At 71.3% G+C, this 20525-nt stretch carries 21 protein-coding genes and 1 pseudogene; 8 read left to right on the top strand and 14 right to left on the bottom strand.

From position 1 onward, the window contains the following. Positions 1-41 precede the first annotated feature (41 nt). Together ABD211_RS14870 and manA are read right to left on the bottom strand one after the other, a co-directional pair. Positions 42-1328 carry an ABC transporter substrate-binding protein gene (locus ABD211_RS14870; RefSeq protein WP_344131059.1) on the bottom strand — a complete coding sequence of 429 codons (1287 nt, stop codon included), beginning with the start codon at positions 1326-1328 and terminating at the stop codon, positions 42-44. A gap of 316 nt (positions 1329-1644) precedes the next feature. Next, positions 1645-2799, bottom strand: a complete 1155-nt coding sequence (manA, locus tag ABD211_RS14865) for a mannose-6-phosphate isomerase, class I (protein ID WP_344131056.1) — start codon at positions 2797-2799, stop codon at positions 1645-1647. 64 nt (positions 2800-2863) lie between these two features. Between manA and ABD211_RS14860 the strand changes: the two genes are divergently transcribed. Further along, positions 2864-2989: a hypothetical protein gene (locus ABD211_RS14860; RefSeq protein WP_344131053.1), complete on the top strand. Its 126-nt coding sequence runs from the start codon at positions 2864-2866 to the stop codon at positions 2987-2989. Positions 2990-3005: 16 nt separating this feature from the next. Next, positions 3006-3800, top strand: coding sequence for an IclR family transcriptional regulator (locus ABD211_RS14855; protein WP_344131050.1), 795 nt, complete (start codon positions 3006-3008; stop codon positions 3798-3800). A 9-nt stretch (positions 3801-3809) separates the two neighbouring features. Here ABD211_RS14855 and ABD211_RS14850 read toward each other — a convergent pair whose 3' ends face one another. Continuing rightward, positions 3810-5156 carry a HEAT repeat domain-containing protein gene (locus tag ABD211_RS14850; RefSeq protein ID WP_344131047.1) on the bottom strand — a complete coding sequence of 449 codons (1347 nt, stop codon included), beginning with the start codon at positions 5154-5156 and terminating at the stop codon, positions 3810-3812. Positions 5157-5236: 80 nt separating this feature from the next. Here ABD211_RS14850 and ABD211_RS14845 point away from each other — a divergent pair, with 80 nt between their 5' ends. Continuing rightward, positions 5237-5533, top strand: coding sequence for a chorismate mutase (locus tag ABD211_RS14845; RefSeq protein WP_344131044.1), 297 nt, complete (start codon positions 5237-5239; stop codon positions 5531-5533). A 19-nt stretch (positions 5534-5552) separates the two neighbouring features. Here ABD211_RS14845 and ABD211_RS14840 read toward each other — a convergent pair whose 3' ends face one another. From ABD211_RS14840 to ABD211_RS14825, 4 genes are all read right to left on the bottom strand, one after another. Beyond that, on the bottom strand, positions 5553-6071 hold the full coding sequence (locus ABD211_RS14840) for a hypothetical protein (RefSeq protein ID WP_344131041.1): 519 nt from the start codon (positions 6069-6071) through the stop codon (positions 5553-5555). A gap of 119 nt (positions 6072-6190) precedes the next feature. Continuing rightward, positions 6191-6970: an RNA ligase family protein gene (locus ABD211_RS14835; protein ID WP_344131038.1), complete on the bottom strand. Its 780-nt coding sequence runs from the start codon at positions 6968-6970 to the stop codon at positions 6191-6193. A gap of 31 nt (positions 6971-7001) precedes the next feature. Continuing rightward, positions 7002-7172 carry a hypothetical protein gene (locus tag ABD211_RS14830; RefSeq protein ID WP_344131036.1) on the bottom strand — a complete coding sequence of 57 codons (171 nt, stop codon included), beginning with the start codon at positions 7170-7172 and terminating at the stop codon, positions 7002-7004. Positions 7173-7352: 180 nt separating this feature from the next. Then, entirely contained in the window at positions 7353-7487 is a 135-nt protein-coding gene (locus tag ABD211_RS14825) for a hypothetical protein (RefSeq protein WP_344131033.1), read from the bottom strand. 82 nt (positions 7488-7569) lie between these two features. On the opposite strand from ABD211_RS14825, the gene ABD211_RS14820 reads away from it, so the two are divergent. Then, positions 7570-7752 (top strand): hypothetical protein, encoded by a 183-nt coding sequence (locus ABD211_RS14820; protein WP_344131030.1) that lies wholly within the window; start codon positions 7570-7572, stop codon positions 7750-7752. On the opposite strand, the gene ABD211_RS14815 is transcribed toward ABD211_RS14820, so the two are convergent. Then, positions 7738-8802: a hypothetical protein gene (locus ABD211_RS14815; protein WP_344131027.1), complete on the bottom strand. Its 1065-nt coding sequence runs from the start codon at positions 8800-8802 to the stop codon at positions 7738-7740. The genes ABD211_RS14820 and ABD211_RS14815 overlap by 15 nt on opposite strands. Positions 8803-9124: 322 nt before the next feature. Here ABD211_RS14815 and ABD211_RS14810 point away from each other — a divergent pair. From ABD211_RS14810 to ABD211_RS14800, 3 genes and pseudogenes are all read left to right on the top strand, one after another. Then, positions 9125-9646 (top strand): annotated as a pseudogene (locus ABD211_RS14810) (phytanoyl-CoA dioxygenase family protein); the annotation flags it as partial. A 23-nt stretch (positions 9647-9669) separates the two neighbouring features. After that, entirely contained in the window at positions 9670-10647 is a 978-nt protein-coding gene (gene sigJ / locus ABD211_RS14805; protein WP_425560412.1) for an RNA polymerase sigma factor SigJ, read from the top strand. Between the two features lie 91 nt (positions 10648-10738). Continuing rightward, on the top strand, positions 10739-11917 hold the full coding sequence (locus tag ABD211_RS14800; protein ID WP_344131021.1) for an NAD(P)/FAD-dependent oxidoreductase: 1179 nt from the start codon (positions 10739-10741) through the stop codon (positions 11915-11917). 6 nt (positions 11918-11923) lie between these two features. Here the strand turns inward: ABD211_RS14800 and ABD211_RS14795 are convergent, their stop codons facing one another. Continuing rightward, positions 11924-12436 (bottom strand): GNAT family N-acetyltransferase, encoded by a 513-nt coding sequence (locus tag ABD211_RS14795; protein WP_344131161.1) that lies wholly within the window; start codon positions 12434-12436, stop codon positions 11924-11926. A 59-nt stretch (positions 12437-12495) separates the two neighbouring features. Next, positions 12496-13053 (bottom strand): putative zinc-binding protein, encoded by a 558-nt coding sequence (locus ABD211_RS14790; RefSeq protein WP_344131018.1) that lies wholly within the window; start codon positions 13051-13053, stop codon positions 12496-12498. Positions 13054-13303: 250 nt separating this feature from the next. Between ABD211_RS14790 and ABD211_RS14785 the strand changes: the two genes are divergently transcribed. Next, positions 13304-13831 (top strand): class I SAM-dependent methyltransferase, encoded by a 528-nt coding sequence (locus tag ABD211_RS14785; protein ID WP_344131158.1) that lies wholly within the window; start codon positions 13304-13306, stop codon positions 13829-13831. A gap of 220 nt (positions 13832-14051) precedes the next feature. Here the strand turns inward: ABD211_RS14785 and ABD211_RS14780 are convergent, their stop codons facing one another. The 4 genes from ABD211_RS14780 to ABD211_RS14765 all read right to left on the bottom strand — a co-directional run bounded on the left by ABD211_RS14780 (position 14052) and on the right by ABD211_RS14765 (position 20382). After that, the gene (locus tag ABD211_RS14780; RefSeq protein ID WP_344131015.1) at positions 14052-14546 is read right to left on the bottom strand and encodes an NUDIX domain-containing protein; all 495 of its coding nucleotides are present in this window, start codon (positions 14544-14546) and stop codon (positions 14052-14054) included. Between the two features lie 174 nt (positions 14547-14720). After that, positions 14721-16481 (bottom strand): family 43 glycosylhydrolase, encoded by a 1761-nt coding sequence (locus ABD211_RS14775; protein ID WP_425560413.1) that lies wholly within the window; start codon positions 16479-16481, stop codon positions 14721-14723. Positions 16482-16543: 62 nt separating this feature from the next. Further along, a complete protein-coding gene (locus ABD211_RS14770) occupies positions 16544-18070 on the bottom strand; it encodes a glycoside hydrolase family 27 protein (RefSeq protein WP_344131155.1) in 1527 nt (508 codons plus the stop codon). A gap of 191 nt (positions 18071-18261) precedes the next feature. After that, complete coding sequence (locus ABD211_RS14765) at positions 18262-20382, bottom strand: family 43 glycosylhydrolase (protein WP_425560411.1); 2121 nt, start codon at positions 20380-20382, stop codon at positions 18262-18264. Positions 20383-20525 lie beyond the last annotated feature (143 nt).

Genomic DNA, 20525 nt, shown 5'->3' with positions numbered 1-20525 from the left:
GCGCCCCCGGCGCCGCCCGCACCCCACGCACCGCGGCAGGATCAGCTGGCCTTGGCCTGGGCGTCGGCCCAGCGCTTGTTCAGGTCGTCGAAGATCTGCTGCAGGGTCTCCTTCTTGGCCCCGCGGGCGGCGTCGACGATGCGCTGGCGGTACTTCGGGTCCCACAGGCCGATCTCGGCCGCCTTGTCGATGTTGCCGACGAGGGCCTCCTTGCCGGCCGGCGCGGGGGCGAGCTCGACGAGCTCCACGCCGGCGGTCTTGAAGTCGGCCAGGGTCGCCGGGAACTCGGCGCTCTTCACCGGGGCGATGCCGCCCTGGTCCGTGGCGTAGTTGGACTCGTTGGCGAACCAGTCGATCCACGCCCGGGCCGTGGCCTTGTTCTTGGAGTGGATGTTGATGGCGTTCTTGTAGTCGCCGCCGATCGCGGAGTGGAACTTGCCGCCCGCCTGGTTCGGGAACGGCAGGTAGCCGATGTCGGCCTTGTCGGTGGCGGCGGCCTGCATCTGCACGATCGACCAGGAGCCCAGCATCATCGTGGCGACCTTGCCGGTGCCGATGAGCTTCTTCGAGTTCTCCCAGTTCGTCGTCGTGGGGTCGTCCTCGGTCAGCTTCTGGTTCACCGCGTTGTAGAGCAGGGAGTCGATGAGGTTGTGCTCCTTGCCCTCGGCCCAGGGCGCGGTGTCCGCGCCGAGCTTGTTGACCGCCTCCGCGTCGCCGCTGACACCGCCGCGCACGCCCTCCCACTGGGTGAGCGGCCAGCCGTCCTTGTAGTTCGTGTACAGCGGGATGGCGTCGGTCCTGTCCTTGATCGCGGTGAGCGCGGTCAGGAACTCCTGCGGCGTCTTCGGCGGCGTGGTGACGCCGGCGGCGGCCCAGACCTTCTTGTTGTAGACGAAGCCCTGCGCGTTGCCGGTGATGGCCAGGCCGTAGACCTTGCCCTGGTACGCCTGCTCGTTCACGAACCGGTACTTCGCGCCGAGCTCGTCGACGGTGCCCAGCGGCTCGAAGAACGTCGGCAGCTGGTTGGCGGTCACCGAGTTCGGGATGAGCAGCACGTCACCGTAGTCGTCGGTGTTCATGCGGATGCGGACCTCACCCTCGTAGTCCGTGATCGCCTCGAACTTGACGCTGGTGCCGGGGTACTTGGCCTCGAACTTCTTCTTGTACTCGACGAAGACGTTGTCGACGAGGTCGGTGCGCTGGGTCAGCACGGTGATCTCGCCGGTGATGGCGTTGCCGTTGGGCTGCTCAGCCGCGTCGTCGCCGCAGGCGGCGGTCGCCGCGACGGCCAGCGCGAGCAGGCCGACGCCCAGTGTCCTTCGCTTCATGGGTGGTTCCACCTTCCGGTGATGTGTCCGGTTGCGCTTGTCGGTTGGTTCAGCCGGGTGCGGGGTGGCCCGTGGCCCGGCTCGGCCTGCGCACCACCGGAGTGCGGCCGGGGGCGAGACGTCAGGGATGAGGAGCCCTTGGCGCCCGTCCCGGACGCGGGCTGCGCTCGCGCCACGCCCGGGAGGGCCTCCACTTGACCCGGGTCCGACGCCGTTACGCCGATGCCGCATCACCGGCGTCGACCGGCTTCTTAACCGGGTAAGTTGCAGTCACGGTAGGAGCCGATGTCAACGATGTCAATAGTGTGTTAACCGGTTAGGCGTTAAAGGCCGCGCTGGCACCCGCTGTGGACGCCACGAACGCGCGGCCGGCGCCGCCGAGCGTCAGCGCGCCCGCGCCGGCCCGGCCGACCGCCGCTTGCCCGGGTTCCAGGTCGATCCGGCCGTCGTCGTCGCCGACCCAGATGTGCCCGATCGCCACGACCACCTTCGGGCCGGGCAACGACAGGGTGACGGACGGCCCGCCGGCGGCGACATCGACCGCCCGCAGCGCGAAGTCGTCCACGGGCACATCCCAGGCCAGTACGCCGTCGCCGGCCGGCTCGGCGCGCAGCACGGGTTCGGCGAGCACCTCGTAGCGCAGCACCCGCAGCACCTCCTGCACGTCGACCGGCTTGGCGGTCAGGCCCGCGCGCAGCACGTTGTCGCTGGCGGCCATGACCTCCACACCGGTCCCGCGCAGGTACGCGTGCGGGTTGCCGGCGGGCATCCAGACCGCCTCGCCCGGCGCCAGCAGCCGCCGGTTCAGCAGCAGGCTGACCAGCACGGCCGGGTCCGCCGGGTAGCGGTCGGCCAGCAGCCGCAGCAGCTCCAGGTCCCCGGCGAACTCGTCGGGTGGCCGCGCCGTCGCGGCCGTGGCGATCAGCCGCCGGGCGTCCTCGCCGCGGACGCGCATCAACAACCCGACGGCCGCCTCGAGCTCGCCGCCGGCCAGCAGCGCCGCGGCCCCACCCTCGACCGCGAGGGCGCGCAGCGCCGCGGCGGACCGCGCCGGGTCGCGGAACCCACACAGCACGTCGAACGGCTCGAGCGCCACCAGCAGCTCGGGCTTGTGCTGGGCGTCGGTGTAGCCCGGATAGCCGGTTGACCAGCGGGCCGCCGCGTGTGCCGGCTCGGGGTGGACCTGCAGCGACAGCGGCTGCTCCGCCGCCAGGATCTTGACCAGGAACGGCAGTCGCGGCCCGAACCTGGCCAGCGCGTCGCGGCCCAGCCAGTGTTCGGGTCGTTGCGCGATCAGGTCGTCGAGGGCGGCCGGTCGACCCGACCGCAGCACCGTGCCCGGCAGGTCAGGGTGGGCACCCAGCCACAGTTCGGCCTCCGGCTCGTCTCCACCGTCACGGCCCCGCAACGCCGCGATCGCACGACGCGACCCCCACGCGTAGTGCCGCAGCCCGCCCGACAGTGCCTCCACGTCCGCCCGCCTCCCCACCCCGACGCGAGCCCACATCACAGCACTGAACCGGTTCAGTGTCAACGTGGCACGGCGTGGACCGGCCGGGGCGTACGGGGACCGCCGCGCACCAGCTGACCTGGTCGGCGCGCCGGCATTTCTCGTCTCGCCGCCGGCCGACCACGTGGACAGCGGGTGGCTCGCACAGTGATGGCTAAACTTGGCCGGTGGCAACCGGAATGACCAGCGGCTCCATCGACAAGGCCCTGTCCGTGCTGGAGGCTGTCGCCCAGCACAGCCGCGTCACCGACATCGCCGTCGACACCGGCCTGCCCAAGTCGACCGTCCACCGGATCCTGCAGTCGCTGGTCGGCTGGGGCTTCGCCCGCACCGACGGCAACGGCGGCTACCTGCCCGGCCCCCGCATCCTCACGTTGGCCGGCCGGGTCATGAACCGCTTCGACCCGGCCCGCCACGCCGGCGCCGCGCTGCGCGAGATGCGCGACAGCACCGGGCTCACCGTCCACTTCGCCATCCGCAACGGCGACGAGGCGGTGTACGTGGAGAAGCTCGAGGGCCGCCGGCCGTACCAGATGCGCCCGCGCATCGGCATGAGCGTGCCGCTGCACACCACCGCGATCGGCAAGGCGATCCTGGCCCACCTGACCGGGGCCGAGGTCGCCGAGATCGTCGGCCGGTCCGGGATGAAGCCCATGACCGAGAGGTCGCTGACCACCCCGGCGGCCCTGCAGGAGCAGCTCGCCGAGTCCCGCCTGCGGGGCTACTCGATCGACGACGGCGAGAACGACCCCGACATCAACTGCATCGGGGCCGCCGTGTTCGACCACACCGGCACGGTCATGGGCGGCGTGTCCATCTCCGCGCTCGAGTTCGACCTCGACCTGCGCGACGAGGCCCTCGCCGCCGCCGTCATCTCCGGCGCCCGGCAGGCGTCCCTGGCGCTCGGCGCGCCACCCGAGCTGGTCGAGACCGGGCTGCTGCCAGGCGCCCCCGCCGCCTGACGGGGCCGGTCAGATCCGCAGGGCTCCCGGCGTGCTTCCCTCGGCGAGCCCGCAGGCGGTCAACGCGATCACCCCGCGACCCTCGACGATGGTGTGCGGACCGAGCCCCGACGGGTCGACGGACAGTCGCCCCGCCACGGTCGTGGCGTGCGCCTCGTCGGGAATGTTGAGCTCGCGCTTGACCTGCAGATACCGCTCCGTGAAGGCGTCCCCGCCGAGCGGCACGCCGTCGAAGGCGTCGTCGGGGAACGCGTCCACGTGCGGCAGGAGGTAGCCCTCCTCGCCTGGGTGCCCGTCGCCGATCTGCCCGTCGGGATCGAAGACGTCGTAGAAGCGGACGACCTCGCCGGCCTTGGCGATGCACCACGCGGTCCATCCGTCGCCGCAACTGGCGCCGTACAGGTGCGCCTCGCCGAAGACGCCGCTGAGCGCGGCGGAGCGGCTCATGGCGTCCGCGCGCCAGACCTCCTCGCTATCCTCGTCGGTGGCGTGCGCGACCGCCGGCAGGATCCCGAACACCAGCGTCCACCCGTCCAGGGCCGGCGACACGTACATGCGGCGGCAGTCGAGGTGGGCGACGGACGACCAGTTGTGCAGGTCGTTGTTCCAGGCCGACCCGCCCAGCCGCATCGTCACCGGGGTAGGCCTGGTCAGCTCGAACGCGTCGAGTACGGCGGCCTGGTCGGTGGTCGGCAGGGCGTACCAGGTCCCGCACAGGTGCATCGGCTCGGGCACCTCGTGCGCCGCCTTGACCTCGATGAGCCGGGTCACCGCCCGCTGGTCCGCCTCCTCCAGCGCGTCCCACCCACCGATGTCGGCGAGCGTGGTCAGCGCCGCGCGCCGCTTCCGCGCGCCGCCGCGGCGGATCTGCCGCAGCAGCGGCACCGCGGCCCAACCCACCTCGCCGATCGCCCAGATCGCGCGCCGACGCACGTCGTCGTCCGGGTCGTCGAGGAGGCCGGCGAGCGCGGGCAGGTAGGGTTCGCCCGCACCTTTCGGCAGTTGCAGGGCGGAGGCGGCAGCCTCCCTCACCCTCGCGACCGGATGGGGCATGGCAGACGCGTAGACCGCCTTGTCGGCGACGTCCAGGCCGCTGAAGGCCCAGCTGCACCGGCGGGCCACCTCGCAGGTCGGCGCGGCAGCTATCGCGTCGACGAGCGGACCGAACGCGGGTTCACCGATGCGCCGCAGCACGGCACCGGATACATGCCACTCGACGGGCGCGGACTCGTCACAGAGGACCCGCAGCACGGGACCGATGGCGGCCTCACCAACGGCGACAAGTTGCTCCTCGGCGGCCTTCCGCTCGCCCGCCACCTTGCTGGCGAGCTGCCCTACCAGCGCGTCGATGTCCACGTGTACCCCGTTTCGTGCCGCACCAGCATCAGCGCTCCCCGACGACATCGGCGCGGACGCCGACGGCGAAGATCCTAGTCATGACTGAGACCCCACCCGCCCTCGCCGAACTCCGGACCGCGATCGACGAACTGGACGGCGAGATCGTCCGGCTGCTGGCCTCGAGGGAGGCCCTGGTCCGCCGGGCCGCCCCGCTCAAGCGCGACGCCGACGCGGTCCGCGCGCCCGACCGGGTGGCCCAGGTGATCGCCCGCGTCCGCGACCTGGCCACGGAGGTGGGCGCCGACCCGACAACGGTCGAACGGATCTACCGCGCCATGATCCAGGCCTACATAGACCTGGAGTCGACCGAACACCACCGCCTCACCTCCGCCTAGCGCTACTGCACCAGCGCGGTCAGTCGTCGATGGCGAGGCGGCGGAGGTTGCGGGGAATCGGCAGCGAGACCGTGTGCGGCGAGGTCCAGTCATGCCCGTCGACGGCGCCCGTCACGGTCACGGCGACGTCGCCGAACTTCGGGTTCCACTGTCGGAACCCGGCCTTCGGGACGCTGCTCAACGGCAGGTCGGTCGACCCGTTCGGGCCGATGGTGCAGCCGACCACGTCCGCGCCGGACTCGCTGAACCGCCAGCCGAACGTGGGCTCGTGCAGGGCGACCTTGACCTCGAGCGGGTGAGCGTTGCCACTGCGGGTGACGCGCAGCCGCAGCTTCGGGCGCGGCCCGTACGGGTCGCCCTTCACGCTGATCTTCAGCGGTGGGGTGACCTCGCGCGCCCGACGCTGCGACTCGATGGTCGTGAGCCTGACGGCCGCGACCGCCTGTTCCTTCGTCGACCGCGCCTGCGACCGGGCGTAGATCAACGCCGCCGTCGAGATGAGCAACGCGGTTGCGGACATCAGCTCGGACGCGTTCACGTCCCACACCATGCCAGCGCGGGTCCCCGCCGATCGCCCTCCGGACGGGCGGGTCCGTGCGGCGTCCGCACGTCCGGAGGCGACGACCGTCGGACCATCCCGTCCGGGCGTGCAGCGCGTCAGCGACGCTCGCGGCGCCGGAGGGTCCGGTCGTAGTCCTGGAAGCGGGCCTTGGCGATGGTGGCGCGGTCCACCGTGCGCAGGACGATGCCCTCGGGCTGCCCCAGGCCGCCGTCGTCGAGGGCGCTGAACGTGCGTGGCAGGTGCTCCGCCAGGAACTGCCGGGTCTTGTCGAGGTCCGTGGGCAGCTCGCCGGCGTCCACCGTGAACAGCCGGGGCGTCAGCACCAGCCCGTCCCGGTCGGCCGTCGCAGCCAAGGCATCCTCGCAGAGGAACGTCTGGCCGCCCGACTCCCGCCACGCCGACAGTTCGGCGGGCTGGCGCCCCAGGAGGGCCTCGTAGTCGGCGAGCATGACCACGTCGAACAGCCGGTGCCCCACCTGCTTGTCCCCGGTGTAGTGCTTGCTCGCGGCGGTGACCTTTCCGCCGTACACCTCGAGGTAGTGGACGCGGATCGCGTCGGAGTCGACGGGGGCGAGGCGCTCGGCCACCGCCCGCAGCTCGGCGACGATGCCCAGCGCCGGGTTGCCGATCAGGTCGCCCTTCGCGTAGAGCAGCTCCTCGCGGCTACCGAGCAGGTACATACCGCCAGGAAGGCTGATGATCCTCGCATTTGTCCCGTCGACTTTCTCGGTCCCGATGACCTGCCCGGAGAAGGCGATCGCCTCGTCACGCAGGCTCCCGGTGGCCGGGTCCAGCGAGTGGTAGGTCGGGATCGACGGGTACTTCGTCAGGGAGTTGAGCACGCCGAGGTCCAGCGCGCGGACATCAAGAGCCATGGGCCGGAACGGTACGCACCACGCGACCGGGTCACAACGGCTTTGTCGCGTCGCCCCGGGGCCAGGCCGGGGCGACGTTGTCCTCGGTGGTGATGACGCCGCTGGACGAGCCGTTGACGTTGATCCGCAGGTTGACCGGTGTGTAGCTCGACTGCCGGCAGATGGTCAGGCTCAGCAGGTACTGCGTGTTGTTGGTGTCCAACTGGACCGTCCGACCGCGCCGGCGCCGTCAGCAGCAGTGCGGCGACGGAGGCGGCGGGCACGCTGAGCGCGCGGCCGGTACGGGCAAGGATCTTCACAGGCTCCTCCTTACGGGAGTCGAGGTGGAGATCAGCCTCGCGAGCCGTACCGGTTTCCGCCTGGACCGTGGCTGGACAGGGCCTCACGTACACGCGAGCAGCCGGAACAGCCGCGCGGGCAGCTCGGCGAGCGCCCGGTAGGACCAGGTGAACACCTCGCGCACGTCGGAGCCCGGGTCGCCCACGGACAACGCGTCCAGCCGCCACGTGCGGAACACAGCTCATCGGCGTACGCCCGCAGCGGGTGGGCGCCGCCGATGACCGCGCGGGCGGCCGCGACCACGACGGTGGCGGCCGCCCGTGCCACACGCCCGCGACCAGCTCGTCACGGGCGAGCGACTGCCCGCCGGCGAGCGCGAGCAGGCCGAGCACGGCCCGCCGCGCCGCCGGCCCGAGGGCGACCGGGTGCCCGTCGCGCCACGCGCAGACCTCCCCGAGCACCTGCACGCGCAACGACGTCGTCACATGTCAATGAGTCGATGATGATCGGTCGGCGCGTCGGCCGTACCGGGCGACGACCTGCGGGCCGATCTGCCCGAGGACGAGGTTCGGCAGGTCGAACCGGTCGCACCGGGCGAACTCGTTGCACCGGTACCCGCTGCGGTAGTCGCCCGTGAAGATGGCCGTGCGGTCGGTGTCCCAGTACTCCAGCCGGGCCGCGGCCCCCTCGGGCAGGGTGGCGTACCGCCACCGGCCGCGCAGCACGTCCGCGGTGCGCACCATCCCCCACTGGTACTCGAACTCGGTGACGTTGAACATCAGGTGAGCCACGCTGCCGTCGGGCGAGATGTAGCCGTCGATGACGCTACGGGGCACCCCGGCGCAGTACCGCGGGCGCCGGAAGGAGCCGGTAACGGGCGCGAGGCTGATGCAGGACCGGCGGGACCGCCAGGAGCCGAGGCTCCAGCGCGCGAGCAGCCGCCCGTCCGCGGTGGTGCCCAGCGCCCACAGACGCTCCCTCGCCCACCGCACGTCGCCGGTGCGCGGGTCCCAGATCGCCGCCCCCGTCGGGGTGTTCTCGAGCCAGGACTCCCGCAGCACCACGCCGTCGGGCGTGATGCCCACGGCGTTGAGCCCGTTGCTGTCGGTGTTCACCTCCGTACGGGCGACCACGCGCAGCGAGGGCAGGTCCACCAGCAGCACCGTCCGCAGCTCGGCCGGGCTGTCGCCCACGCCCGCGATGACCAGCCGCGTGCCGTCGTGCGACAGCTTCCAGTTGCCGCTGACCGGGGAGATCCGTTGCCCGGCACCGCCGGCGAGCGGGACGAACCACAGCGCGGCCCGGGCGCTCTCCGGCTCTTTCATGTAGAGCACCCAGCCGGACGGGACGCCGGCGGCCATCGTGGCGACCTGCCCCGCCGGCGGGCGCAGCGGCACCTGCGACCCGTCCGCTCTGAGGATCAGGTTGGTGCCGAGTATGTCGACGCCGTACCAGCCGGCGGTCGGCCTCGCGGGCGCGGCCGCGTGAGCCGCGGCGGCCGGGACGGACAGGACGACGAGAAACAGAACAACAAGAGCACGGAGCCCGACCATGGCACCCCTCCAGGCCGATCGACCATGGGGTGGCAGGCCAACTGTACGGCCTGGCAGGGGCGCCGCACCGGCAATTCACCGAAACTCTCATGAGTTTAGATCTATGAATCAGCACGTGCCCGCAGTCGATGGTTTTCGGAAGGCAAAACGTCTGACGACATCGTCGTCGCGGACGTTTAGTGACAATCATCAAACCCTCCAACGCATGCATCCTTTTCCATGCCCTGTCGCGTCTTTACGAATGAGCGTCGGCACGGGGCCGCGCCGAACGGGGAGGGAGCGCGGATGACCGCGTCCTTGATCGAAAGCAGAGTGGCACCAGGACGGCGGGCGGCAGAACCGGGAGCTGGAGACCGACCCGCGGCCGCGGGTGTCGGTGAAGCTGGCGTTCTGGCTGTCGGACGTGTCCGCGCCCGGCCGCGGCAACTTCAAGGTGGTGCCGGGCAGCCATCGGACCAACTGGATCGACGGGCCGCCCCGCCGCAACATGGAGTGGCCCGACCCGGCGGGCGCGATCGAGGTCTGCGCCGACCCCGGCGACGTCGTCATGTTCGACCGGCGGCTGTGGCACGCCCGCTCCCTCAACCGCTCGGCGATCACCCGCAAGGCGGTCTTCTTCGGCTACACCTACCGCTGGGTGGCGATGCGGGACGCGCCGCCGGCCGGCCTGACCGGGCTCACCGACGTGCAGCGCCAGCTGCTCGGCCTGCTCGACGGGCGCGCGGTCGAGCCGGCGGACGCCGGCGACCACGCGTGGGGCCACTACCCGGAGGACGTTCCGCTGTACGGGTGGCTGCGCGACAACGGGCACCTGGACCCCGCGTACCCACCGCTGCGTCCGTAGCCGGATCCGCGACCGGTCGGGGCGTGCCTGCTGCGCGCCCCGGCCGGTCCTACGATCGGACGGTGACCCCGGACGACACCGACCGGTTCGAGGCCTCGCGGCCGCGGCTGGCAGCCATCGCCTACCGCCTTCTCGGCACCGCCGCGGAGGCCGAGGACGCCGTGCAGGAGACGTTCCTGCGGTGGCACGCCGCCGACGTCGACCGGATCGAGGTGCCGGAGGCCTGGCTGACCAGGGTGCTCACCAACCTGTGCCTCAACCAGCTCGCCTCCGCGCGGGCGCGCCGCGAGGTGTACGTGGGTCAGTGGCTGCCCGAGCCGCTGCTCGGCGGGGACCCGATGCTCGGCCCGGCCGACACCGCCGAGCAGCGCGAGTCGGTCTCGTACGCGGTCCTCGCGCTCCTGGAGCGCCTGCCGCCCACCGAGCGGGCCGTGTACGTGCTGCGGGAGGCCTTCGACTACCCGCACCGGGAGATCGCCGGGATTCTGGACATCACGGAGGCGGCCAGCCAGCAGCACTTCCACCGCGCCAAGCAGCACGTCGCCGAGGGCCGGCCGCGCGTCGAGATCGACGAGGCCGCCGCCCGGCGGATCGTCGAGGAGTTCCTGGCGGCGGCCCGCACCGGGCGGACCGAGCCGCTCGTGCGCCTGCTCACCGCCGATGCGGTCTCGATCGGTGACGGCGGCGGCAAGGTCCCGGCGTACGCCAAGGTGTTCGAGGGCGCCGACGCGGTCGCGAGGCTCCTGCGCGGGTTGTTCACCCCCGGCGAGGCGAAGCGCGTCGTCATCGGCGGCTCCCCCGGAATCTACGTCTGGTCGGCGAACGGCGCCCCCGCCGTGGTGGCGGTGTTGCAGGGCCGCGTCGTCGGCGTCATGTGCCTGGAGGTCACCGCCGAGGGCATCGTGGCGATCCGCAACCAGGTCAACCCCGACAAGCTCGTCCGCGCGACCGCCGTGTGGGCGGCCGCCGACCACGGTGAGCCGCTGTTCCACGCGTTCTGAGGCCGCTATGACCTGCTTCACACCGCGAACCTGTCAGTAATCGCGGGGCCGCCCGGTTCAAGGGGGGAACCCAGCGAGACGGGAGCACGCCATGAAGCACCGCATCATCGTCCTCGGGGCCGGGTACGCCGGGGCCTTCGCCGCCGGCCGCCTCGCCCGACGGCTGCGCCGCGAGGACGTCACGATCACCCTCGTCAACGCCGAACCCGACTTCGTCGAGCGCGTCCGCCTGCACCAGCTCGCGGCCGGCCAGACCCTCACGCCGCGGCCCCTGGCCGACATGTTCGCCGGCACGGGCGTCGACGTGCGGGTCGCGAAGGTCACCGCCGTCGACGTCGACCGCCGCACCGTGACCGTCAACGGGTCCGAGGAGCTCGCGTACGACACGCTCGTCTACGCCCTCGGCAGCGGCTGGCACTCCCACGGCGTCCCCGGCGCGACCGAACACGCCCAGGAGATCGCCAGCCGTCCGGGCGCGCTGCGGCTGCGCGAGCGCCTGGCCGGCCTCGGCGCCGGGCAGCGTGTGCTCATCGTCGGCGGCGGCCTGACCGGGCTGGAGGCCGCGACCGAGATCGCCGAGGCCCGCCCGGACCTCGACGTCGCCCTCGCCGCCTCCGGCGGCCTCGGCGACTGGCTCTCCCCCAGGGGCCGCCGGCACCTGCGCCGGGTCCTCACCAACCTCAACATCGGAGTGTACGAGCACAGCGCGGTCACCGGAGTCGACGCCGACCGGGTCACCACCGCCGACGGCACGGTGATCCCGGCCGCGGTCACCGTCTGGACCACTGGCTTCGCGGTCAACCCGCTCGTCGAGGCGACCACACTGCGGGTGGCCGACGACGGCCGGATCATGGTCGACCCGACCATGCGCTCGCTCTCGCACCCGGACGTGTACGCCGTCGGCGACGCCGGCTCCGCGGCGGGCCGCGGCGACACGCCGCTGCGGATGTCCTGCGCGTCGGGCACCCCCATGGCGTGGCAGGCCGCCGACGCGATCGCGGCGCGCCTGACGGGCGGGAACCTGCCGAACGTCCCGCTGCGGTACTTCAACCAGTGCGTTTCGCTCGGCCGCCGGCAAGGGCTGATCCAGTACGTCACCGCCGACGACCGGGCCGTCCGGGCGGCCCTGACCGGCCGGCTCGCCGCCGTCTACAAGGAACTGATCTGCAAGGGCGCCGCCTGGGGCGTGGCCAACCCGACGTTCGGCCTGCCGACCCGGCGCCGCCGCGTCACGGCCGAGCGGCCCGCACCCGCCCCGGCGACCGCGTAGCGGGAGTCACGACGCGGTGCGGCGGCGCAGTGCGACAGGGCCGTCGCCCGTGAAGCCGAGCCGGCGGTACAGCGGCGCGGCGGCCACGCTCGCGTGCACGTCGATGACCGCGGCACCCTCGTCGACCAGCCAGTCCACGAGGGCCGCGGTCACCGACAGCGCGTGACCCCGACGGCGCCACGCCGGGTCGGTGACGACCCACTCGACGTACCCGGTGGTCTCGGTGCGCCGCCGTGGGCTGGGCAGGCCGTGGTGGAGCGCGCCGACGGCGCAGGCCGCGAGGCCGGTCGTCGGCGCGTCGACCACGAGGACGCCGACGTCGACCCAGAGGCGTCCCGCCAGGACCCGCCCGGTCCGCGCCGCCCACGACGCGTCGGTCGCGGTGCCGAGGTCCGCGAACATGACCGAGACGAGGCGCACCACCTCCGGCAGGTCGGCAACCGTGGCCCGCCGCGCCCGGGCCTGACTCTCCATACCGCTGCCCTCCGCCTCCTCGGTCACCGTCGGCCGGTACAGCATCACCGTGCCGCCGTCTCCCGGCGGCGGCGGGACGGTCGCGACCGTGTGCCTGGACCCGGTCAGGTCAGAAGGTCGCCGCCGGCGGCGGCACGGCCAGCTTCGGATTCCAGTGCGCCCACGCGGGCCGGCACCCGGCCCCGACCGTCTTCTTCATCAACGGCCAGCCCTGCTCGATCGTCTGACGCCGGGACCTGCGCGGCGTCCGGATCCCGGGCGCCGCGCGGCGTCAGCGCCGCGGCGGCTTCCGTCACCAGCGGCAGCAGCCGGTCGACGTCCGCCTCGTCGTAGTCGGCGTGGCGGCGCTTGCGCACCCCGTACTGGCTGAGCTCCACGTGCCCGTCGGCGGTCAGCCCGTGCCGGCGCAGCGTGGCGGCGACGCAGACGAGTACGCAGCCGTCCAGCGCCAGGATCGGCCGCCCGGAGTGGGCCAGTCGCACCAACGACGGCACGTCGCCGCCCAGCCCCGCTATGCAGGACATCTCGGCCACGCCCTGCCGGTCGAGCCGGATGGCGAGGGCGTTGGCGAGCTGGGCGGCGCTGGAGCACCCGGAGCACGAGTACACCAGCGGCTGATCTTTCGCCCGCCGACGGCCGGGCCCGGCGGTCTCGTCGGTCATGCGTGCCTCCTGCGGGATCGGTGACGGACGTCTCCCGGACCCTGACACGGGTCCGCAGCGTCCGCTTAGGGACTTTTGGCCTTTTCCACACGGGACCCGGGCCTCTCGACCGGCGGCTTCCGATCATGGATGGTGGACTCGACGACTCATGCAGGGAGGGACTGTGCCGCTTTCCGTCGAGAACGGCTGGCTGCGGAAGATCGCGGACGACCCGCGCCACTCGCAGTGGTACGTCCAGCGGTTCCGGGAGATGGCCGCCCGGGGCGCCGACCTCGCCGGCGAGGCACGCCTGATCGACGCGATGGTGCCGCGCGGCGCCCGGATCCTCGACGCCGGCTGCGGCACCGGCCGCGTGGGCGCCCACCTCGCCGCGGCCGGTCACGACGTCGTCGGTGTCGACCTTGATCGCGAGCTGATCGCCGCCGCCGAGCAGGACCACCCCGGGCCGCGCTGGCTGGTCGGCGACCTCGCCGAACTGGACCTGCCGAGCCTCGGCACCCCGGCCGACTTCGACGCGATCGTCTGCGCCGGCAACGTCATGGCCTTCCTCGCGCCGGCCACCCGGGTGGAGGTCCTGCGCCGCTTCGGGGTGCACGCGCGCGCCGGCGGCCGGATCGTGATCGGCTTCGGCGCGGGCCGCGGCTACGAGTTCGACGCGTTCCTCACCGACGTGGCGGACGCCGGGCTGCGCACCGACCTGCTCCTGAGCACCTGGGACCTGCGCCCCTTCACCCCCACCTCCGACTTCCTGGTAGCGGTCCTCACCACCAGGCCCTAGCCGCGGCGAGACGGACCCGCCGAATCGGCATATCAGTCCAGGTGGCCGCCATTAGGTAGCTCGCGATCGGGCGTGCTCGATCGACAGGGCGGCTGTGGGTCGCGCCCGCGTGGCGGCGGCGCGCCCTGCTCGGCAGGCGGCTGGTGTGGTGCACCGCGGGCCTGGCCGGGATCGTCGCCGACGGCCGCGGCCTGCACCGCGACCTGTAGCGGTGCCCGGGTCATCGCGCCTGGAAGCGGCCCGTGCGCTGGAAGGCGGCGTACATGTCGAGGACGGCGGCGGTCTGTGGCTGCAGCGGACCGGGCGGAGCGGCCGCGTCGGCGAAGGCGACCTCGAGGACCTCCTCATCGTCCACCGCGAGGTCGCCGGACCATCGCCGCGCAGCGAAGCACATGGCGAAGCAGTGCGTCCGGTCGCCGTTGGGATAGGTGACGAGGTGGACGCCGGGGTCGGACAGGCAACCGAACGGAACCAGGTCCTCCTCGGCCACCACCAGACCCGTCTCCTCGCGGATCTCCGCGACGGCGGTCCCGGCGAAGGTGACTCCCGGTTCCGCCGAGCCCGCCGGCACCGCCCACAGGCCCGTGTCGGTCCGCCGTTGGAAGAGGACCCGCTCCTGGTCGTCGACCAGCAGCACCTGCGCTCCCGGCATGACCAGCAGGCGTGAGCCCACGAGCTGTCGAAGCTGCCAGGTGTGCGAGCCGACGTATCCCATCAGGCCATCGAACCAGGCGGCCAGCGGCCGGTCACAGGTAGGCGTCCAGCGCGGCGGCGCCGGTGAGCATGGCGCGTATTCGTCAGAACGGCAGGGAACGGCCGGCTGGCCTGGACGTCACCAGATCATCGCTGGTGCCGCCGGCCCGGGCGGTCACCCGGGCCGGCGGTACGGTCACTGCAGGGACGCGTCGTCGAGGTAGAGGCTGTCCGTGCCGGACGCCGTCTCGACGTAGAACGTGGCGCTGGACAGGGTGCCGGTCCACGACACCGTGGCCGTGCCGGTCAGCAGCGTCCACCCGGAGGAGTTCACCGCCGTGGCCGGCGTCAACGACACGTAACTGGTGGTGCCGTTGGCCGTCAGCGCCAGGGTGGCCTTCGCGCTCGGCGTGCCGGACTGCGCACGCACCCACACGTTGGTCAGGTAGCTCTTCCCGTTGGTCAGCTTCGAGGTGACATTCTGGCTGGGGCCGTTCCACGAGGCGGTCCGACCGGTGATGGCCAGCGACCGCGAGCCGCCGCGCACCACGCTGGTGTCGGAGGCCAGCGTGCCGGCGCCGAACACGCCCCAACCGGTAGTGCCCGACTCCATGTCGCCGTTGGTGAGAACGCTGGCGCTGGCGAGCGGCGTGAACTGCCAGTAGTTCAGGTTGAACAGGTTGCCGCTGCCCCCGGTGAACCGCAGGTACAGGTCGTGGGTGCCGGTCGCGCCGCTCACCGAGCAGCCCGCGTTCGTCCAGGTCTGCCAGCCGCCGGTGCCCGGCACGGTGCAGGTGCCCACGACCGTTCCGCTGGTGCTGTCCAGCCGCAGCTCGATGCGTCCACCGCTGGCGGCGGAAGCGACCCGGGCGTTGAAATACGTGGCGCCCGAGCCGAAGTTGACGCCCTTGACCTTGATGTAGTCGCCGTTGGCGATGTATCCGACGTTCATGCCGCCCTCACTCGAGGGCTCCGTCTCGACGCCGACGGACCAGGCGATCGTCTCCGCCTCCTGGCGCACGTACGGGTTCAGCGTGCCGATCTGCGGCGCGCCGGTCGTGGTCATGTTGATCGTCGGGATGGTGCCGTTGGAGTTGTACGTGAACTTCTCCACGGCCACGGACCGGGTGAAGCCACCACCGCCCGGCAGGGCGCCGTTGTGGTAGAAGAAGTACGACCCGCCGTTGAAGTCGATGACGCCGGCGTGGTTGGTGAAGCTGCTGCCCTGCCGGGGCATCACCGTCCCCCGGTACGTCCACGGGCCGGTGGGACCGGGCGCCGTCGAGTAGCCGATGAACTCCGAGCAGCACTCGGCCGCGAACACGTTGTAGTAGAGGCCGTTGCGCTTGTACACCCACGGCCCTTCCTCGTACAGCGTGGGCCGGCTGGTGTTGCCGGTCCGGGTGCCGAAGCCCGCCGTGGTGAGCGGGATCTGGGTCAGCCCGCCCGAGTACGAGATCATGTCCGCGTTCAGGCGCACGTACCAGAGGTTGGGGTTGCCCCAGTAGAGGTACGCCTGGCCGTCGTCGTCGATGAGGACGTTCGGGTCGATCTCGCCGTTCTCCAGCAGCGGCCGGCCGAGGGCGTCCGTGAACGGCCCGGTCGGGCTGGTGGAGACGGCGACGCCGATGGCCTTGCGGCCGGTGGCCCGGTTGTTGACCGGCACGTACCAGTAGAACTTGCCGTTGCGGTACGCGACGTGGCCGGCCCACGCGTCACTGCTGGCCCAACTGAACGTCGCCAGGCTCATCGGGGAGCCGTGGTCGGTCCAGTTCACCATGTCCGCCGACGAGTACACCCGCCAGTCGCGCATGGTGAAGTACGTCGAGCCGTCCTCGTCGTGTCCGGTGTAGAGGTAGACGCGGCCGTTGTGCACCAGCGGCGCCGGGTCGGCGGTGTAGATCGTCTGCACGATGGGGTTGTCGGCCTTGGCCACCCCCTGCACGACGGCGACCATGCCGGCCACGGACACCGCGCTCAGCAGAAGAGCGATCTTCCTTCGCATGCTCACTCTTCTGGTCATGCCCGCGCCCAGCGCTGGTTGGCTGCGCCGTGGCACGTCCACACGATGACGGCGGTGCCGTTGGCGGTCGCCGCGTTGTTCACGTCGAGGCACAGATTGGGGAAGCGCACGCTACTGATCGACCCGTTGCTGTTGAGGGTCCAGTGCTGGTTCGTGCCGCCGTTGCAGTCCCAGATCTGCACCCGCGTGCCCGCCGCGGCCGAGGTGGGAATGTCGAGGCACTTGCCGAGGACGCGCAACTCGGCGCCGTTCTGGCTGAACTGCTGGTTGGCGTTGGTGTGGCAGTCCCAGATGAGCGCCTGCGTACCGTTGGCGGTCCCGCCGTTGTTCACGTCCAGACACCGGCCGGACGCCTCGCCGCGCAGCCGGAACGTGCTGGGCGCGGACGTGGTGGGCGGCGTGATCGTTCCGCCGCCGCTGACCCGGTAGACGGCCGTGCCGTGCGCCGGGACGCTCGCGCTGATCGCGCCGCTGGTCGTCGTGGTCGCGTTGGTCCACGCGTCGCGCAGCGTGAACGAGCTGCCGCTCTTGCCGATCGCGGCCGCCGTGGTCGAGATCGTCGTCGTGGAGCTGCCCTGGTTGAACAGCGCGACCGCGACGTCGCCGTTGGCCAGCCGCTTGGCCAGCACGCGACGCGTACCGTCGAACGAGACCTGCGTGGCCTGCAGCCCCAGCGTGTCCTGGTTGATCGCGATCAGGTTCGCGTTCTTCAGGATGGTCTGCGTGGCCGACGACATGTTGCGCAGGTCGTTGCCCGCGATCAGCGGCGCGGCCATGATCGACCACAGCGCGAAGTGGCTGCGCTGTTCAGCGTCGGTCAGGGTGCCGCGGCCGACCTCCATCATGTCCGGGTCGTTGAACGCGCCGGGACGGGCGTAGTGGGCCAGCGGCACGTTGACGTTGACGATGTTCTGGATACCCATCGGGTACCCGTTGGTCTGGTTGGTCACCCAGTTGAGGGTGATGTCCTCGGTGGTGCGCCAGATGTTGGCCACGTCGCCCCAGTTGCGCATCGGGCCGGTCTTCTCGTGGATGCTGTTGGGGTTGATGCTGTACAGGATCGGCCGGCCGGTCGCGGCAAGCGCGTCGCGCATCCGGGAGAAGATCTGTACCTGGTAGTCGATGGAGCCGGTGGGCGAGCACCAGTCGTGCTTGAGGTAGTCCACGCCCCACGCGGCGAACTGCCGGGCGTCCTGCGCCTCGCGGTTCAGGCTGCCGGTGGCGCCCGCGTAGCTGCCGAAGTACTGCGCGCAGGTCTTGTCCAGCGGCGCCTGGTAGATGCCGAACTTCAGCCCCTTGCTGTGGATGTAGTCGCCGAGCGCCTTCATGCCGCTCGGGAACCGGCTCGGGTCGCCCTGCAGGTTGCCGGACGAGTCGCGGTTCGGGTTCATCCAGCAGTCGTCCACGACGACGTACTGGTAGCCGGCGTCGCGCATGCCGCTGTTGACCATGGCGTCGGCCATGCCACGGATGAGGGACTCGTTGATGTTGCAGCCGAACGTGTTCCAGCTGTTCCAACCCATCGGCGGCGTGCGACCCACGCCGTTGTCCAGCGCCTGAGCCGAGGGCAGGTTCAGGGCGACAGCGCCGCCGGCCGCCAGCACCGCCACGGCGGCCCACGTGGCGAACTTGGTAATGCGTTTCACTTTCGCTCCCTACGGTCACGATGGTCCGGGGTCGGGGCGGCGGTCGACGCCCCGACCCCGGTCGGGAATTACGGTGTGGTCATGGTGAAACGGGGCACGGTGACGGAGCCGCCGAGCGACGCGGTGGCGTAGTTGAAGATCCCGTACCGGTATCCCATGAAGAACTGCCAGGCGTTGTTGAGCGTGAACGCCGGACCGAAACTGGTGAAGTTGGTGCCGTCGGTGCTGTAGGAGAACCGTGCCTGCCGGCCGCTGCCCGGCCGGATGTCGGCGTTGACGCGCAGCCAGATCCGCCCGCCGGAGATATTCGCCGAGGCGGCCTCGGACCCGGTGTTGGTGGTCGCCCAGCTGCTGTTCATCGCCAGGCCGTTCTGCATCACAACCCGGGTGGCACCGTTGTCCTTCTTCACTCCGATCCACGCCGAGGAGTCGCGCAGCATGGCCAACCCCGCCCGGTCGCCGTTGGCCATCGAACCGTAGTTGAGCTCGATCGTGGCCGTCGACGTCGGCCCGAGGATCCGGTGGGTCAACGTGTTGCGGGCGGCGTAGAGGTCGGTCGTCACCGTCGCGGTGGACAACCGCAACCCGCTACCCACGCTGAACTTGCTGGTGTCGGGGTTGTGGTTCCACTCCCATTCCGGACCCAACGTGGTGAACGTGTCGGTGCCCGTGGGGGGCTTCACCGTCCGCGGCGGTTGGGGGACATTCGGGTACGGGTACGAAGCGCCCCACGCCCCGTTGACCGTCTGCAGGACGGGCCACCCGTCCGACGACCAGTTGACCGGCGCGAGGGCGGGCACGCGTCCGCCCGGGTAGGCGTCCACGAACGCCAGGTAGTACCACTGGCCGGCGGCCGTCTGCACCAGGCCACCCTGGTGCGGCACCCCGCCGCCCGAGATCGGACCGGGCAGGTTCAACAGCACCTGCCGCATCTCGTACGGACCCCAAGGGCTGGTCGACCGGAGCACGTACTGCCCGTTCGCGGGGCGGGTGAGCCAGATGTAGTAGTAGCCGTTGCGCTTGTAGAACCGCGCGCCCTCCAACGTGCCCACCGACGACGGGGTCGTGAAGACCTGCTGGGAGCGCACCTGCGAGGTCCCGTCGGACGACAACTGGGCAACGCTGATCGTCGAGTTGCCGTACGCGACGTACATGGTGTCGTTGTCGTCGATGAGCAGGCCGGCGTCGTAGTAGCAGTTGTTGATCCGCGCCTTCTTCGTCCACGCCCCGTCGGGCGAGGTGGCGGTGTAGACGTAGGTGCGGTTGAACTCGACGCACCCGAGCCAGTAGTAGGTGGAGTTCGACCGGCGGTAGTTGAACGCCGACGCCCAGATGCCCTTCACGTACGCCCGCGACCCCGACATGTCGTAGGCGCTGGAGTCGAAGTCCAGGTTCGGCACCGAGTGCCCCGCGACCTCCCAGTTCACCAGGTCGTACGAGCGCAGGACGGGCGCGCCCGGCGAGTAGTGCATCGTCGACGCGGAGGCGTAGTACACGTCGCCGACCCGGATGATGTCCAGGTCCGCGAAGTCCTCCCACAGCACCGGGTTCGCGAACGTCGACGACGGCGGCCACGAGCCCGAGCCGGTCGTGGGCGGCGCCGAGGTGGGCGTGCCGGAGACGGTGCCAACGGCGACGAGCTGCCACTGCTGGTTGTTGCCGCCCCAGTCGTCGTACTGGACGACGTTGGCCCCGTCGGCGGTCGAGGCACCCTGGATCTCCAGGGCCTTGTTGCTGTTGCGGTTGAGGAACCGGACGTAGCCGCCGGACGAGTCCGCCAGGCGCCACTGCTGGTTGGTGCCGTTGCCGTCCGTCCACTGCACGATCGAGCCGCCGTTGGCGGTCGAGAAGTTGTAGACGTCCAGGACCTTGCCGGAGTGGCGGGACAGGATCCGGTAGTAGCCGCCGCCGGAGTCCACGAAGCGCCACTGCTGGTTGTTGCCGTCGTTGCGCGACCACTGCGTGATCCGCGCGCCGTCGTTCGTGGCGAGGTTGTAGACGTCCAGGGCCTTGCCGCTGTTCCGGTTCACCAGGACGTACCAGGTGTTGGTGTCAACGGTGGCCGCCGACGCCGGCAGCGCGGTCGCCACGGCCCCGACGGCCGCGGCCACCACCAGCGCGGCTGCCGGCACGAACTTCCAGCGCCACCCGCGCCGTCGCGGCGTAGCCGCTGGGGAAAAGCTTGACACTGCGTCCTCCTGAGGGGAGACAAAGTGTTAACGTTCACATACATACAGGTCATGCTGGGTACCCGGCGGGCCCGGCCGTGGCCGGACCCGCCGGGTCACTCACTAGCGCTGCAGGGTCAGCACGCCCGGCCGGTAGGGCAGCA

Origin of the sequence: Luedemannella flava, from assembly GCF_039528515.1 — a bacterium.
Classification (GTDB): domain Bacteria; phylum Actinomycetota; class Actinomycetes; order Mycobacteriales; family Micromonosporaceae; genus Luedemannella; species Luedemannella flava.
This window is presented reverse-complemented; position numbering and strand designations above follow the sequence as displayed.

Excerpts from the sequence above, each read along its gene's own strand:
- ABD211_RS14845 (WP_344131044.1), top strand. The coding sequence starts at position 5,237 with ATGACTGAGACCCCACCCGCCCTCGCCGAACTCCGGACCGCGATCGAC.
- ABD211_RS14790 (WP_344131018.1), bottom strand. The coding sequence starts at position 13,053 with ATGACCGACGAGACCGCCGGGCCCGGCCGTCGGCGGGCGAAAGATCAG.
- ABD211_RS14870 (WP_344131059.1), bottom strand. The coding sequence starts at position 1,328 with ATGAAGCGAAGGACACTGGGCGTCGGCCTGCTCGCGCTGGCCGTCGCG.
- ABD211_RS14815 (WP_344131027.1), bottom strand. The coding sequence starts at position 8,802 with ATGGTCGGGCTCCGTGCTCTTGTTGTTCTGTTTCTCGTCGTCCTGTCC.
- ABD211_RS14785 (WP_344131158.1), top strand. The coding sequence starts at position 13,304 with ATGGCCGCCCGGGGCGCCGACCTCGCCGGCGAGGCACGCCTGATCGAC.
- ABD211_RS14795 (WP_344131161.1), bottom strand. The coding sequence starts at position 12,436 with ATGCTGTACCGGCCGACGGTGACCGAGGAGGCGGAGGGCAGCGGTATG.
- ABD211_RS14775 (WP_425560413.1), bottom strand. The coding sequence starts at position 16,481 with ATGGTCGCCGTCGTGCAGGGGGTGGCCAAGGCCGACAACCCCATCGTG.
- ABD211_RS14770 (WP_344131155.1), bottom strand. The coding sequence starts at position 18,070 with ATGGGTTGGAACAGCTGGAACACGTTCGGCTGCAACATCAACGAGTCC.
- ABD211_RS14835 (WP_344131038.1), bottom strand. The coding sequence starts at position 6,970 with ATGGCTCTTGATGTCCGCGCGCTGGACCTCGGCGTGCTCAACTCCCTG.
- ABD211_RS14780 (WP_344131015.1), bottom strand. The coding sequence starts at position 14,546 with ATGGGATACGTCGGCTCGCACACCTGGCAGCTTCGACAGCTCGTGGGC.
- ABD211_RS14800 (WP_344131021.1), top strand. The coding sequence starts at position 10,739 with ATGAAGCACCGCATCATCGTCCTCGGGGCCGGGTACGCCGGGGCCTTC.